Origin of the sequence: Blastomonas sp. (assembly GCF_030373265.1) — a bacterium.
Taxonomy (GTDB): Bacteria; Pseudomonadota; Alphaproteobacteria; order Sphingomonadales; family Sphingomonadaceae; genus Blastomonas.
The window spans coordinates 68,289-83,170 of the sequence record NZ_JAUCZC010000005.1; the positions used below are offsets into that span (position 1 = coordinate 68,289).

At 64.7% G+C, this 14,882-nt stretch carries 13 protein-coding genes and 2 tRNA genes; 6 read left to right on the forward strand and 9 right to left on the reverse strand.

Annotation, left to right across the window (positions count from 1 at the left end):
• The first annotated feature begins 99 nt into the window (after positions 1 to 99).
• The gene (locus QUV11_RS04555; RefSeq protein ID WP_300880778.1) at positions 100 to 1,539 is read left to right on the forward strand and encodes a hypothetical protein; all 1,440 of its coding nucleotides are present in this window, start codon (positions 100 to 102) and stop codon (positions 1,537 to 1,539) included.
• 73 nt (positions 1,540 to 1,612) lie between these two features.
• Here the strand turns inward: QUV11_RS04555 and QUV11_RS04560 are convergent, their stop codons facing one another.
• Positions 1,613 to 2,080, reverse strand: a complete 468-nt coding sequence (locus QUV11_RS04560) for an Lrp/AsnC family transcriptional regulator (RefSeq protein WP_300880779.1) — start codon at positions 2,078 to 2,080, stop codon at positions 1,613 to 1,615.
• Between the two features lie 293 nt (positions 2,081 to 2,373).
• Between QUV11_RS04560 and QUV11_RS04565 the strand changes: the two genes are divergently transcribed.
• The 5 genes from QUV11_RS04565 (at position 2,374) to QUV11_RS04585 (ending at position 6,423) form a co-directional block, all read left to right on the forward strand.
• A complete protein-coding gene (locus tag QUV11_RS04565; protein ID WP_300880780.1) occupies positions 2,374 to 4,269 on the forward strand; it encodes a histidine kinase dimerization/phospho-acceptor domain-containing protein in 1,896 nt (631 codons plus the stop codon).
• Between the two features lie 77 nt (positions 4,270 to 4,346).
• Positions 4,347 to 5,336 (forward strand): polysaccharide deacetylase family protein, encoded by a 990-nt coding sequence (locus QUV11_RS04570; RefSeq protein WP_300880781.1) that lies wholly within the window; start codon positions 4,347 to 4,349, stop codon positions 5,334 to 5,336.
• A 95-nt stretch (positions 5,337 to 5,431) separates the two neighbouring features.
• Positions 5,432 to 5,508, forward strand: a tRNA-Ile gene (locus QUV11_RS04575).
• Positions 5,509 to 5,587: 79 nt separating this feature from the next.
• The gene (locus QUV11_RS04580; RefSeq protein WP_300880782.1) at positions 5,588 to 6,103 is read left to right on the forward strand and encodes a RidA family protein; all 516 of its coding nucleotides are present in this window, start codon (positions 5,588 to 5,590) and stop codon (positions 6,101 to 6,103) included.
• 243 nt (positions 6,104 to 6,346) lie between these two features.
• Positions 6,347 to 6,423: transfer RNA gene (locus QUV11_RS04585), tRNA-Pro, on the forward strand.
• Between the two features lie 53 nt (positions 6,424 to 6,476).
• On the opposite strand, the gene lexA is transcribed toward QUV11_RS04585, so the two are convergent.
• The 8 genes from lexA to QUV11_RS04625 form a co-directional block, all read right to left on the reverse strand.
• Positions 6,477 to 7,199, reverse strand: a complete 723-nt coding sequence (gene lexA, locus QUV11_RS04590; protein WP_300880783.1) for a transcriptional repressor LexA — start codon at positions 7,197 to 7,199, stop codon at positions 6,477 to 6,479.
• A gap of 89 nt (positions 7,200 to 7,288) precedes the next feature.
• Positions 7,289 to 8,491: a molybdopterin molybdotransferase MoeA gene (locus tag QUV11_RS04595; RefSeq protein ID WP_300880784.1), complete on the reverse strand. Its 1,203-nt coding sequence runs from the start codon at positions 8,489 to 8,491 to the stop codon at positions 7,289 to 7,291.
• Positions 8,491 to 8,961 (reverse strand): cyclic pyranopterin monophosphate synthase MoaC, encoded by a 471-nt coding sequence (moaC, locus tag QUV11_RS04600; RefSeq protein ID WP_300880785.1) that lies wholly within the window; start codon positions 8,959 to 8,961, stop codon positions 8,491 to 8,493. The genes QUV11_RS04595 and moaC overlap by 1 nt, the downstream gene beginning before the upstream one ends.
• Positions 8,961 to 9,755, reverse strand: a complete 795-nt coding sequence (gene trpC / locus QUV11_RS04605) for an indole-3-glycerol phosphate synthase TrpC (RefSeq protein WP_300880786.1) — start codon at positions 9,753 to 9,755, stop codon at positions 8,961 to 8,963. The genes moaC and trpC overlap by 1 nt, the downstream gene beginning before the upstream one ends.
• Entirely contained in the window at positions 9,752 to 10,753 is a 1,002-nt protein-coding gene (trpD, locus tag QUV11_RS04610; protein ID WP_300880787.1) for an anthranilate phosphoribosyltransferase, read from the reverse strand. Before trpD ends, trpC begins: the two co-directional genes overlap by 4 nt.
• On the reverse strand, positions 10,750 to 11,370 hold the full coding sequence (locus QUV11_RS04615) for an aminodeoxychorismate/anthranilate synthase component II (RefSeq protein WP_300880789.1): 621 nt from the start codon (positions 11,368 to 11,370) through the stop codon (positions 10,750 to 10,752). Before QUV11_RS04615 ends, trpD begins: the two co-directional genes overlap by 4 nt.
• A complete protein-coding gene (locus tag QUV11_RS04620) occupies positions 11,367 to 12,890 on the reverse strand; it encodes an anthranilate synthase component I family protein (RefSeq protein ID WP_300880790.1) in 1,524 nt (507 codons plus the stop codon). The genes QUV11_RS04615 and QUV11_RS04620 overlap by 4 nt, the downstream gene beginning before the upstream one ends.
• Positions 12,890 to 14,863 (reverse strand): peptidylprolyl isomerase, encoded by a 1,974-nt coding sequence (locus tag QUV11_RS04625; RefSeq protein WP_300880791.1) that lies wholly within the window; start codon positions 14,861 to 14,863, stop codon positions 12,890 to 12,892. Before QUV11_RS04625 ends, QUV11_RS04620 begins: the two co-directional genes overlap by 1 nt.
• Positions 14,864 to 14,882: the final 19 nt, after the last annotated feature.

Below are 14,882 nucleotides of genomic sequence, written 5' to 3' on the forward strand. Positions count from 1 at the left end.
CCGGGGGATTGCCAAGCGCTTCACGGTGCCGGAAACCCTGGCTGCGGCCGAGAATCGGCGGACGTTGCGGGGTAATTGCGCGGGAACCGTAGAGCCAGGTTGTTCGTTTCTGCCAGAGTCATTAAGGACGGCTTCAGCAACAGACCGGCAAAGAGGTCGTCACACCCGGCATCCAAGATGCCGGCATTTAGTTCGGAGGATTACATGCGTCGCATTTCCCGTTTCCCTTTGGCCCTCGCACTGGCGTTGGCTACCACCACGGTCGTTTCGCTGGCGCTGCCCGTCGATTCCGCGCTTGCCCAGAAGAAGGGCAAGAAGGGCCAGGAGGCCGCTCCCGAGATGGAGCTGAGCGCAGAGTTTCGTAAGCCATTCGTGGATTCGCAGACCGCTTTCGGCGCTAATGATTTCGCGACCGCCGAAGCAAAGCTGAACGAGGCGGCCGCGATTGCCACCAGCGCGGACGAAAAATACCTCGTCAGCAAGATGATGCTGCAGATCGGGCTGAAGACGAACAACGACGCCATGCAGACCAAGAGAATCCAGGACGCTTTGGCAACCGGCAAGTCGCCGCCGGCCGAAGCCGTTACGTTCAACAGCTATTTGGGCGAGAAGGCGTTGGTCGCGAAGGATTTCGCCGGCGCCCGTACCTATCTGTCGGCCGCCGAGCAGGCTGGGCAGAACAATCCGGTGAACCTGTTCCAGTTGGCTGAGGCGCACTTCGGTGAAGCCATTGCAAAGTCGGGTGGCCGCAGCATTGACGCTGCCAACTCGCCGCTGGCGGCGCAGGGCCTGCCTTATCTGCAGCGCGCCGTGGAAGCGCAGCTCGCGGGCGACAAGCAGTATGCCGCAAGCTGGTCGAAGCGCGGTTTCCAGATTGCGCGCGCGACCAAGAGCGACAGCACCACTTGGGCGCAGTTGCTGCTGCGCTCGGATACCGGCAACGGCGCGTGGAACGAGGTGATTCGCGCGGTGCAGAGCGACAACCGCAACCTTACCTCCGACCAGAGCCTTGACGCGTTGCGGCTGATGCGCATGGCAGGCGCGCTGAGCAGCGCGAACGACTACCGCGAGTATATCGATGCCGCCGGTGCTGCCCGGCGTCCGACCGAAGTGCTGGCCTTGATCGAGGAAGGTCAGGCGTCCGGCGTCGTGTCGTCCAGCGATGCATACATCAAGGAGCAGGCGCAGCTGGCGAGCAGCAGCCGTGCGGAATACGTCGCGACGCTGCCGGATTCGGTGCGCGATTCACGGGGCAGTGCCAACGCCACGATCACTCTTGCCACCGCCGACGCGCTGCTTGCCAACAAGCAGTATGCGGAAGCGGAAGAGCTGGCCGCCTTGGCGCTGACCAAGAACGTCGCCGACAAGGATCGCGCGATGATGGTGCAGGCGATCGCTCAGGTCGCGCAGGGCAAATATGACCCTGCCAAGCAGACCCTGACTGGGGTGACCGGCCCGCGGGCACCGATCGCCAAACTGTGGACGCTTTATGCCGACCAGAAGTCGGGCGCAGGTGCTGCAGCAGCGCCCGACTTCTGACAGCGATTGGATTGAAAACGAATGGCGGGCCGGAAGCAATTCTGGCCCGCTATTTTTTTGGCCGCCCGCGGGCCTATTCGTCGAGGGGAACGCCTGGCTGCTGCTTGGACGTGCGGATGGTCAGCGAGGTCTTGACGCTGGCGACATTGGCGGCCGGGGTCAGCTTGGAGGTGAGGAATGCCTGAAATTCCTGGAGGTCGCGCGCGACGATCTTGAGAATAAAGTCAATCTCGCCGTTGAGCATATGACATTCGCGGACCTCGGGAAGCGTGCTGACATGATCCTCGAACGCCTTGAGGTCGCTCTCGGCCTGGCTTTTCAGGCTGACCATGGCGAACACGGTGATGGCGAAGCCCAGTTTCTGAGGATCGATATCAGCGTGATAACCGCGGATGATCCCGGCTTCTTCAAGCGCGCGAACACGACGCAGGCAAGGTGGCGCGGTCAGGCCGACACGGCTGGCCAACTCGACATTGGTGATGCGGCCTTCGTCCTGCAGCCTGGTCAGCAACTGGCGATCGATATGGTCCAGACTTGACACTCTTTTTCCCCTGCCATGCCGTGGATTAGAGGAGATTGGCCTTGATTTGAGCCTATGCGCCCCCGAACCAGCGGAAAATCAGCTTCCTGCAGACACTTTCCGCAACAAGACGATGCCTTCATATAATATAATTGTTCTGTAACGCAATTGTCCCACATTGCGACGTGGAAAAAACCCTACTTCCGCTCACGTCCTTCACTGGCTATCCCTGTCGTTCGACATTCGGTATGCCCTCCTGCAATCGCTTGCCGATCGCGCCTCCGCTATCTGTGACCTTGGGACTATTGGCACCTATGCATTTCGACGATCGCCTGGCCACAGTTCTTGCAGGTGACGTGCCCAGCGGGGGCGGTGCAGTGGCGCAATATCGGCAACTGGTGGATATTCTTGGTCAGGTCGGCGCAGGGTCGGCCGACGAGCGTCATGCCCTAGCGCTGGCGCGGATTCATGTGCTGCGCAGCATGGTGAGCGAGGCGGATCGGCTGTCGACGGTCCAGTGTCTATCGGGCCGACTGGTGTCACCGGTGGTGGTCCAGTATCTCGCAGCGGAATCGCCAGCCGTCGCCAGCGCGGCCGTCCGAGCAGCGCGGCTGTCCGATGATCAATGGGCACGGCTGGTGCCTGCGATGCCCACCCGAGCCCGTGGATTCCTGCGTCATCGCCGCGACCTTGGCCCCCGCACGCGCGCGCTGCTCGACCAGTTGGGGCTATACGACACCGCGTTGCCGGATGCTGCTGCCGGTGCGGCCTATGCTGCAGACCCGGTGGCTGACCTTGCGCCCGCCAAGGCTGAGCCTGCCGAACCGGAGCATCCCGAGCCGGAGGCTGGCGAACCTCAGTCTATCGAACCGGGCTTTGCCGAACAGGAGCTTGGTGTTGCAGTTGCCGCCGAGGTGCTCGGCGTATCGTCCGCAGACCCCGATGCCTCGGCATCACAGCCTGAAATAGTCGCCGCGCCTGCCGAGCCCGAAACGGGTGGACCGCAAAGCATCGGCGAAATCGTCAAGCGGATCGAGGCGCTGCAGGAAGTTCGTTTCAGACAGGCCTTGGAAGACCGCCCCTCCACGGGAATAGAAGACTGGAACAGGCTGGGCACGACGCTACAGCCCGATCCGCCGGTTGCGACCGAGGTCTCCGCTGAGCCTGCGGCCGAACGCCCTGCTGTCGAAGATTTCCAGTTTTCGACCGGGGTCGACGGAGCCATTTCCAGCGTCAGCGGCGTGGCGCTCGGGGCCGTATTCGGGCTGTCGCTGGCGCTGCCGGCCATGGCCAGGTTTCGCGGCGTGGATGCAGCGGTGGCAACCGCCTTCAGCCGGCGGGTGCCGGTGCGCGGAGGGCGCGCCCATCTGGGGAGCGCAGCGGGCCTTACCGGCGAATGGCGGGTGGATGCCGACCCCGCATTCGATCGGGCGAGCGGGCGGTTCATCGGCTATCATGGTACGGTCCGCCGACCGATGGCGTGGGAGAGCGCCGGGCCACAGGACGAAGGCGCCATGCTCGCGGGCCGTGATGGTCTGCGCCAGATCGTTCATGAACTGCGCACACCGCTCAACGCCATCATGGGCTTTTCAGAAATCATCGAGCAGCAGCTGTTCGGACCGGTGGCGGCTGAATACCGCAACATGGCGCTACGCATCCGCCAGGACGCGCGGCAGCTGCTCAGTGGCTTTGACGACCTGGACACCGCGCTGCGGCTGGACCGCAATGCCATCGACGATCCTTCGGGCCATATCGACCTTTCCGAGGTCCTCGCCAGGCTGAAGGGCCGGGTGCAGCCGCTGATCGAGCATTCAGGCGCCAGCCTGATGCTGGACAGCGCTCCAGCAGCCGTCATTGCCATGTCGCCTCAAGCGATCGATCGCATCGTGCCCAGGCTTGCCGGTGCGCTGATCGGCAGCTGCGAGCCTGGCGAAGTGCTGTATCTGTCGTTTGCACCGCACGCCGACGCGCTGGATATGCGTTTCACTCGTCCATTGTCCCTCACCGGCCAGGACGAGGACGCGCTGTTCGATGTCGACCGGGTGGGGGCAGGGCAGGATACCGGCGGCCCGCTGCTGGGGCTTGGGTTCTGCCTTCGGCTGGTGCGAAACCTGCTGTCTGCTCAGGGCGGCGAGCTGGCGATCGAGCCCGATGCTCTGCGCTTGACGTTGCCCTGCACGCGGATTAGCGCAGAAGCCGCGCGATCCTAGCCTGAGGGTGCGCGCAGGTCGGGATGCCGGGGGGCGCCTGCCTGCGGACTGCGACCCCGTTAACCAAGGCGATGTGGATGACCTTTGCAAGATTGCCGGGCAAGGACGATTTCGTCCGGTTCTCTCCCGATTTCGGGCAACGGTATCTGGTCACCATCGATGTCGAGGAAGAGTTCGACTGGAGTCGCCCCATCCAGCGCGATGGCTATTCGCTCGATGCGCTCGACGCGATCATCGACTTTCAGACCCTGTGTGAACAATATGGCGTAACGCCGCTGTATCTCGTTGACTGGCCGATCATCTCGGACCCGCGCGGCAAGGAAATCTATGGGTCTCTGGTGCGCGAAGGGCGCGCCGAGGTGGGGATCCAGTTGCACCCCTGGGTCAACCCGCCCTTCGAGGAAGAGGTCACCCAGCGCAACACGTATGCTGGCAACCTCCCGCCCGAACTGGAGCGCGCAAAGTTTCTGGCGTTGCGCGATGCCATCGCCGATGCCACCGGCAGGCAGCCGATCGCCTATCGCGCGGGGCGGTATGGTATCGGCGCGCAAACGCTCAACCTGTTGCGCGAAACCGGTGTGCGGTTCGATACGTCGGTACGGTCCAATTTCGACTACAGCCAGGCCGAAGGCCCCGATTTCTCGCACTATCCGCTCGAGCCCTATTGGCTGGACAAGGCGCTTGATATCGTCGAACTGCCGGTGACGTCGGTCTATTGGGGGCTGTTGCGCAGGCAGGGGACCAGCTTCCCATTGGCGCACATGGCGGGCTTCACCAAATCGCTGATGGCGCGCGGACGCCTGCTCGAGCGCATTTCCCTGACGCCCGAAGGCATATCGGTCACCGAGGTCATCCGCGGCATCGATATTGCGCTCGACGACGGACTGCCGGTGCTCAACTTCTCGTTCCATTCGCCCTCGTTGCGGCCGGGCCACACGCCCTATGTGCGCGGTCCGGAAGATGTCGAAGCATTTTTCGACTGGTGGCATCAGGTGTTGTCCTATCTCGCCCATCGCGAGATCCGGCCGACATGTATCGCCGAGATAGACACTGCCATCGTCCGCTGATTGCCAACCTGCATATCGCGAGCGATCCGCCACGTTTTTCCCGCTTGCATTGCCGCCCTGCGCTGGGGTAACCGCGCGGATGGCACAGCCAGGACGGGCCTGTAGCTCAGTTGGTTAGAGCTGGCCGCTCATAACGGCTAGGTCGGGGGTTCGAGTCCCTCCGGGCCCACCATTTCCCCGATCGGGATCATGCGGTATCGATGCCGCCGCGTGCTTCGGATGCGGCTAGCGAACCGGAAGAAGGTGCTGAGGTGATCCGATCCATTTTGCTCTCGGCTGCAGTGCTGTGCGCATGTCCGCAGGCTCTGGCCCAAGTCCAGGCAGATCAGCCTCCGGCAGGGACGGTCGAGCGCCACCTCAATCCGGCGCCATCGATCATTCTCGACAGCGTGACCATTCCGTCCGGTGCCGAGATTCTGATGCTCAGCGGCCAGATCGCCGACCCCATCGACCCTGCCAGCACAAACAGCCTTGCAGCTTTTGGCGACACCCGGACGCAGACGATCAGCACGCTCCGCAAGATCGAGGCGGCGCTGGGACGGCGGGGTTATGCCCTGTCGGATGTCGTCAAGCTTACGGTGTTCGTGGTCGCCGACCCCCGCCTCGAAGGCCGCATGGACTTTGCCGGGTTCAATGCGGGATATCGCGAATTTTTCGGCACGGCGGCAAACCCCAATCTCGTGGCGCGCTCGACCGTCCAGGTTGCCGGGCTGGCGGGACCGCATTATCTGATCGAAATCGAGGCGATCGCGGCCAAGGCTCGATAGGTGCTCTGTCGCTTGGTAGGCTGCACACCCGGCACGCCGCCAGCCCGAAAAGTGCAAACGTGACGCCGGGGCGTTTCATGGGTTGCAATCCGGCGACAACGGGCTAGACACCCGGCTCGGCAAACTGCTCATGCAGATGAGACTGGCCGCCAAGGGCCCGGAGCGATCCCGGCTTATGGCGTGCCAAGATCATCACACGCAGTTGTCAGCAGCGATCGGCTCAACGGCCGGTCGATCCAGGATCGGGGAGTGGCGCAGCCTGGTAGCGCGTCTGCTTTGGGAGCAGAGGGTCGCAGGTTCGAATCCTGTCTCCCCGACCATTTTTTTCGCGAACAGCGTTGTATTCGCCGGCGCCTTATCGCCTGCGCGCCGGTCAGTGATAGCGGCGCAGCAGACCTGCGAGCTTGCCTTGGACCTGGACTTCGTGCGGAGCATAAAACTGCGGGTCATAGGCAGCATTGGCCGGATCGAGCCGGATGCGACCGTTTTCGCGGCGCAGGTATTTGAGCGTTGCCTCCTCGCCGCGGACCAGTGCCACGACAATTTCCCCATCGCGCGCGGACTCGGTGCGCAGGATGAGCGCAAAATCGCCATCCAGGATGCCTGCCTCGATCATCGAATCACCCGAAACCTCAAGCGCATAATGCTCTCCGCTGCCCAGCAAGGCTGCGGGTACGGGCAGGATTTCGGTGCCTTCGAAGGCTTCGATCGGGGCGCCGGCGGCAATGCGGCCATGCAGCGGGATCTCGAGCACATTGTAGTTGGCGGGCGCCGGAACCGGTACTTTGCGCGCGGCCTTCAGGCTGACGACGTTGCTCTTGGCAGCGTCCGACTTCGCCCCGGCCGCTGCGACCAGTTCCTTGGCGCGCGGCTTGACGCTCGCTTCGGGCAGCTTGAGGATTTCCAGCGCACGCGCCCGATTGGGCAGGCGCCGGATAAAGCCGCGTTCTTCGAGCGCGCTGATCAGCCGGTGGACGCCGGACTTGGACTTCAGATCGAGCGCTTCCTTCATTTCCTCGAACGAGGGGGAAATTCCATTTTCCTCCAGCCGTTCCTGGATAAAGCGGATCAGATCGTGTTGTTTGCGGGTCAGCATGCCGAATGTTCCTTTCTGCGCCGGTCGGTCGGCGGTCGAACGAATACGGAACAATTACGAAACAAAGCCGGTCAGGTCAAGAGATTGTGTCAGCGATGGCGATCGAGCGCAATATAGTCGATCGGCTCGCCTGTCTGCGCTTCGGGCTGGAACGGCGCGCGGATCACCAAGGCGTTGGCGGTCTGAAGCGACGACAGGGCTCCGCTGTCCTGGCTGCGGACCGGCTCGAGCACGCCGTCCGATAGAACCGCCCGGACATAATCCTGCCGCGCGCCGTTGGCGGGGAACGGCCCGCCTGCAGGTGCCCGCAGGACGTCGGGCAGAACCTGTCGAAAGCCGGCAAACGTCTTCACAAGCGGCAGCAGCAGGAGCAGCGCGGTGACATAGGCGGACACCGGGTTTCCTGGCAGGCCAAGAACGACGGCATTGCCGAGGCGGCCCACCATCACCGGCTTGCCCGGGCGCATTGCGATCCGCCAGAAATCAACCGTTCCACCGCAATCGATCAACGCAGGCTGGATCAGGTCATGATCGCCGACCGATGCGCCGCCGGTGGTGACGATGATGTCGGCACCGCGATGTTCCTGCAAGGCTGCAGCGATCGGCTCGAGCCGGTCGGGCAGCAAAGCCGGCATGGTGACGTCTACCGGCAGGCCCTGCAGCATGGCAGCCAGCATGATGCCGTTGCTGGCAGGGATATGCGCCGTGCTGGGCAGGGGGGCGCCTGGCGGCATAAGTTCGTCGCCGGTGCTGAGGATGGTCACGCGCACCGGGGCATGCACGTTGAGGTGGCCATGCCCCGCCATCGCCGCGAGCGCGAGCAGCCGCGCATCGACCCGCGTTGCCGCCGACGCCAGCTCAGCGCCTTGAGCGAAATCATGCCCTGCCCGCCGGATGTGCGCGCCGGGGCGGGGCGGGCCATCTCCGATGAGGGTGAGCGTGGCGCGCTCGACCGACGTGTCTTCCTGCACCACGACCGTATCGGCACCATCGGGCACGATCGCGCCGGTCGAGATGCGGATTGCCTCTTGGCTGGCCAGCTTGCCGGTGAACGGTCGTCCCGCTGCGCTTTCGCCGGTGATCGTCCAAGGGCCCGGCAGGTCTGCGGCGCGCACGGCATAGCCGTCCATCGCGGAAAGATCAGCCGCAGGCTGGCTGCGCAGGGCGATCAACGGCTCGGCGATGACATGGCCGTTGGCCTTGAGCAGTTCGACCGAAATGGCAGGTTTTGGCGAAGCGAGCGCGAGCAACCGGGCCTGTGCTTCGGCCAGCGGGATCAGCCCGCCCGCCATCAGGATGCGGCCCAGTCGCCCGACTTGCCGCCGCTCTTGGCGAGCAGCCGGACAGGCCCGATCACCATGGCCTTGTCGAGCGCCTTGGCCATGTCGTAGATGGTGAGCAGCGCGATGCTGGCGGCGGTCAGCGCCTCCATCTCCACCCCGGTCTTGCCGGTCGTGCGCACCCGGGTTTCGACGCGGACGCCGCTATCGGTGTAATCGAAATCGACCGAGACGCTGCTGATCGGCAGCGGATGACACAGGGGTATGAGGCTGCTGGTCTGCTTGGCCGCCATGATACCCGCGATGCGCGCCGTGCCCAGGACATCGCCTTTCTTGATATCACCCGCGCGGATGGCGGCGATCACTTCGGGCGCCATGCTGATCGCCCCTTCGGCCACCGCTTCGCGCACCGTATCGGCCTTGGCGGAGACATCCACCATGTGCGCCGCGCCGCTGGCGTCGAGATGGGTGAGGCCGGCCATCAGTTGCCCGAGCCGGTGAGCAATTCGCGTGTTGCGCGGGTAATGTCATCCTGTCGCATCAGCGATTCCCCGACGAGGAAACTGCGCACGCCGTGCCGGCTCAGCCGCACGCAATCGTCATGCGTGTAGATTCCACTTTCCGAGACCGGAATATAGCCTTCGGGGATCAGCTTCACCAGCCGCTCGGTATTGGCGATGTCGGTCTCGAAGCTGCGCAGGTCGCGGTTGTTGACGCCGATCAGCGGCGAGCGCAGCTTGAGCGCGCGTTCGAGTTCGTCCTCGTCGTGCACCTCGATCAGCACGTCCATCCCCAAGTCGAGCGCGGCAGTTTCGATATCTGCCATTGTCGAATCGTCTAGCGCGGCGACGATGATCAGCACCGCATCGGCGCCCAAGGCGCGGCTTTCGGCCACCTGCCAGACATCGACCATGAAATCCTTGCGCAGGCAGGGCAGGTCGCACGCGGCGCGCGCAGCGAGCAGGAAATCGTCATGCCCCTCGAAATAGGGCACATCGGTGAGCACCGAAAGGCACGCAGCGCCGCCTGCCTGATAGGCCGCCGCGTGCGCTGCAGGATCGAAATCGGCGCGGATCAGCCCCTTGGACGGGCTGGCGCGCTTGATCTCGGCGATCAGACCGAAGCCGCTTTCCGAGGCCCGCACCAGCGCCTTGGCAAAACCGCGCGGTGCGCTGGCGTCAGCGGCGCGCTTTTCCATCTCGGCAAGCGAGGCAAGGCCCTTGCGCCGCTCGACCTCGATCGCTTTGACCGAGCAGATTTCTTCCAGCTTGTTCATGCGGCGGCTTTCGTAAAATCGATCCAGCAGTTGAGCAGCGCATTGGCGAGCCCCTTGTCGATTGCTTCGGCCGCTTCTTCCGCGCCATCGGCAAGCGAGTCGACTTCGCCCGCGATCAACAGCGCGGCCGCAGCGTTGAACAGCACCGCATCACGATAGGCACCGGTTTCGCCTTGCAGCAGCCGCCGCAGCGCGGCTGCGTTGAAAGCCGCATCGCCGCCACGAATCGCCTCGATCGGGTGCACGGGGAGCCCGGCATCCGCGGCCTGCCAGCGTTTCATGATCACGCCGTCGGCGCCGATATCGGCGACCTCGTTGCCGCCTGCCAACGACAGCTCGTCAAGCCCTTCGTCGCCCGAGACGATCAGCGAATGCTCGGTGCCCAGCATGTCGAGCGCCTCGGCATAGACATGGACATAGCCCGGGCGCGCGATGCCGATCAGCTGGCGGTTGACCCGCGCCGGGTTGGCGAGCGGTCCCATCAGGTTGAAGATCGTGCGCTTGCCGATCTTCTGGCGGATCGGCTGGATCCGCCGCATCGCCGGGTGGTGATTGACCGCGAACAGGAAGCAGATGCCGATCTCGGCGAGCGACTGCTCGGCGGTCGCGCCTGCCGCCGTCATGTCCATGCCCAGCGCCTTGAGCGTATCGGCGGCGCCCGCCTTGGATGACGCTGCGCGGTTGCCATGCTTGGCGACCGGCACATCGCACGCGGCGACCACCAGCGACACGGCGGTCGAGACGTTGAGGCTGTGATGACCGTCGCCGCCGGTGCCGCAGACATCGATGGCGTTGGCAGGCGCGGCAATCGGGATCAGCCGGTCGCGCAACGCCTGCGCCGCGGCGGCGATCTCGATCGCGGTTTCGCCGCGCTCGGACAAAGCGATCAGGAACTGCGCGATCGCTTCGTCTTCGACTGTTCCGTCGAGGATGGCGGCAAAGGCATCGGCGGCGGCGTCACGGCCGAGCGGATGGCTGGTGTCGGGCAGGCGGGTCATGCGAGCAACTCCGCGCGCATCGGCTTCACCTCGATCCCGGCGATCTCCAGGAAATTGGCGAGCATCCGGTGGCCGAACTGGGTGGCAATGCTTTCCGGGTGGAACTGGACCCCGTGGATCGGCAGGCTGGCATGGCGGAAGCCCATGACATGCGCCGTCGAGCCGTCGTCCACCGCGATGCGGGCATTGACCTGCAGGCTGGACGGCAGGCTCGCCTCGGGCACCACCAGCGAGTGATAGCGCGTCGCCTGGAAGGGCGAGGGCAGCCCGGCGAACATGCCGCTGTCGTCATGCACCACCGGCGATGTCTTGCCGTGCATCAGCCCGCCGCGAACGACCTCGCCGCCGAAATGCTGGCCGATCGACTGGTGCCCGAGGCATACGCCGAGCAGCGGCCGCTGCGCATCGGCGCAGGCTGCGACCAGATCGAGCGAAATCCCCGCCTCGTTGGGCGTGCACGGTCCGGGCGAAATCAGGAACGCCTGCGCGTTGGTTGCGATCGCCTCGCGCGCGGTCAATGCATCGTTGCGCTCGACACGGACCTCCGCCCCAAGTTCCATCAGATAATGGACCAGATTGTAGGTGAAGCTGTCGTAGTTATCGATAACCAGGATCACTGCCCGTACCCCGCTTCGCTGGCCAGCCGCAATGCCTCGCGCGCGGCAGCGAACAGCGCGCCGGCCTTGGCTTCGCATTCGCGCTGTTCGTATTCGGGAACGCTGTCGGCGACGATGCCTGCGCCCGCCTGGACGTGCATCGTGCCATCGCGGACGATCGCGGTGCGCAGCACGATGCAGCTGTCGACCGAGCCGTCGGGCGCGAAATAGCCGACACCACCTGCGTAAGCCCCGCGCGTTTCCGGCTCGAGCGAGGCAATGATTTCGCATGCGCGCACCTTGGGCGCGCCGCTGACCGTGCCTGCAGGAAAGCCTGCGAACAGGGCATCGATGGCGTCGCGGTCGGGCACCAGCTCACCGACGACATTGCTGACGATATGCATCACATGGCTGTACTGTTCGACGGTGAAGCTGTCGGTGACGCGCACCGTGCCGGCTTTCGCCACGCGCCCGACATCGTTGCGGCCCAGATCGAGCAGCATCTGGTGTTCGGCGAGCTCCTTGGGGTCGGCGAGCAGGCTGGTGCGGTTCTCGATATCTTCGGCAGGCGTCTTGCCGCGCGGGCGGGTCCCGGCGATCGGGCGGATGGTGACCTCGCCGTCGCGCACCCGCACCAGAATCTCGGGGCTCGATCCGATCAGCGCGAGACCGGGCAGATCGAGAAAATAGAGGAACGGCGAGGGGTTCACCCGCCGCAGCGCGCGATAAAGCTCGATCGGCGGCAGCGCAAACGGCGCGGTGAAGCGCTGGGCGAGCACCACCTGGAACACGTCGCCGGCCTCGATATAGTCCTTGGCCTTGAGCACCATGTCGCGATAGCGCCCGGGTGCCAGCACCGGCGACGGCGTCAGCGCCAGCGGGTTCGCATCGGAATCGCGCGACGGCGCGGGCAGCGCGGCCTGCAGCGCGCGTTCGGCGGCATCGAGGCGCTCTTCAGCCAAGGCGATCACCCGATCCGGGTCGGTCTCGCCTTCGGCCCAGACCGGCGCGATCAGGAACAGCTCGTCCTTCAGCCGATCGAAGATCAGCAGCACCGTCGGCCGCACGAACAGCATGTCGGGCAGGGCAAGGTCGGACTGCGGCGCGCGGGGCAGATCCTCGACCAGACCGATCGTCTCATAGCCGAAATAGCCCACCAGGAACGCCAGCGCGCGCGGCAGTTCGGGCGGAACATCCATCCGGCAGCGTTCTGAGAGCGTGCGCAACGCGTGCATCGATCCTTCCGAGCAGGGCGCAAAGGCCGCGCGGTCCGCGGACCAGGCAGCATTGATCTCAGCGCGCTCGGCAGAGGCGCGGAACACCAGATCGGGCGCGATGCCGACGAAGCTGTGCCGTGCGCGCGTCTCGCCACCCTCGACCGACTCGAGCAGGAAATCACCGCGCTCGGGCTCGATCAGCTTGAGCGCTGCGGACACGGGGGTTTCGGTATCGGCGATACGCCGCCGCCAGATCAATGCCGATCGGCCATCCGCCAGAGCGGTTCGCGCCGCTGCGACATTCTGGCTCGCGGTGCCGCGCATCAATTCTCTCGGGTACGGCCGGTGAGCTGGTCCTTGACGCGCTTGATCGCCGCCGGATTGCGCTTCACATTGGTTTCCGCCTTCATCGCGGCGATGAGCTGCTGCCCGTATTCGTTGGCCAGCACCTGGCCAAGCTGAACGCGGGTCACCTGCAACAGTTCGGGTACGCTGCTCGCGTCGCCGCGATTGATCTTGCTCAGGTGAACAACGAACCATCCCGAGCGGTTGGGGCCTTCCAGCACCTTGGTGGTGCCTTCGGCCATGCTGAACAGCAAGGCCACCGGCGGCGGGACGCGACCCTGCTGCTGCATGATCGTCTGGCGGTTGGTGGCGATGTCCTCGATGCCTGGCAGGGGCACCTTGGCACTGCTCACCGCCTTGGCCAGATCAGCGCTGGTGCGCGAGGACTTGGCAATGCTGTCCGCGAGCGACTTGGCACCGGTCAGGCCCTGAGCCAGCGCCCAATCCCGTGCAACCTGATCGCGAATGCTGGCGAGCGGCGGGGGCGCGGAGCGTTTGATGTCCTGGACCTCGAAAAGCGCGAATTCGGTCGCCTGCTGAACCTCGACCAATTGGGGACCGGCGTCCTCCTCGACGCTGAAGGCCAGCGGCAGCATCGCCTGATACGCGCCAATCGGCACGAAGTCGGGGCGGTTGGGCGACTGGCCGTTGGCGAGCAGCTCGGGGCTGACCTCAAGCGTCAAACCCTCGTCCTTGGCGATGTCGGCGAGCGATGCGCCGTCGGCAATGCGGTCTTCAAGGCTGGCGGTGAAATCGGCGACGGTCTGACGCAGCTTTTCCTGCGCAAGTTCATTTTCCAGTGTCGCGCGCACCTGCGCCAGGCTGCGACCGGCAATCGCAGAAACGCTGGTGATGCGGATGACATGCCAACCGAGCGCCGAACGCGCCGGCGTGGCGACCTTGCCGACTGCGCCTGCGAACACCGCGTTGGCGACCGCGGGCGATGCGGCGCGGGTCAGTTCGGCCTTGGATTGCAAGCCGAGGTCGACGGGTTCGAGTCCTGCCTCCCTTGCCGCTGCGGCCATGCTGGCGCCACCATTGACCTTGGCAGCGATGGCCCTGGCGGCCGCTTCGGTGGGGACGATCAGCTGTTCCAGGTCACGCTTTTCGGTCGCGGCAAATTCTGCCGAGCGCTGCTTGTAGAGCGCGGCAATTTCCGCATCGCTGATCTGGACCTGGTCGCGGAAGCGATCCGCCATGAAGGTCGCGTAGCGCAGCACGCGGCGCTCGGGGACGCGATAGCGCGTGCCATTGCGGGTGAAATAGGCCTGCAATTGGGCATCGCTGGGCGCTGCCTTTGGGGCAAAGGCTGCCGACGGGACGAAGGCGATCTTGCCTTCGCGGCCTTCCAGCACCAGCCCGGCATAGGGCAACGCCATTTGCGTCGACATTTTCGATCCAAAGGTGGCCGGAACCATGAGCTGGTCGCTCAACAGCCCGCGCTCGATATCGCCGCGCACCCGGGCCTCGGTCAGCCCCTGCTGCGCCAGAGCATTGCGGAACAGCGTTTCATCGAAGCGGCCGTCCGCGCCCTTGAAGGCCTGAATCCCGGCAATCTCGCTGTCCACCAGCCGCTTGCTCGCACCCAGCCCGATGCTTTCCCCGAAAGCTGAGGCTGCATAGCTTCCGATCATCTGCTCCAGGAGGCTATCGATACCGCCCTGCTGGTCGAACGCGACCATGTCGAGCTCGGGATTCTCCTGGCGAAACTGGTTGAAGGCATTGGTGACCGTGGACGAAAACTCGGCCGTGCCGATGCCATCGCCGTCGATTTCCGCCACGCTTTCGCTGCTGACGCCACCAAAGGTCGCACCCCCGGTCACGTCGGAGGCGGCAAAGGCGACGGCGATCAGTCCCAGGAAAATGAAGCTGATGGCCAGGCCGATCTTGGACTGGAAGAACGAACGGAAAAAGCTGATCATCAAGAAGCCCGCAATAAGAGGCGCGGCCATGCAGGCTACACCTCGTGAA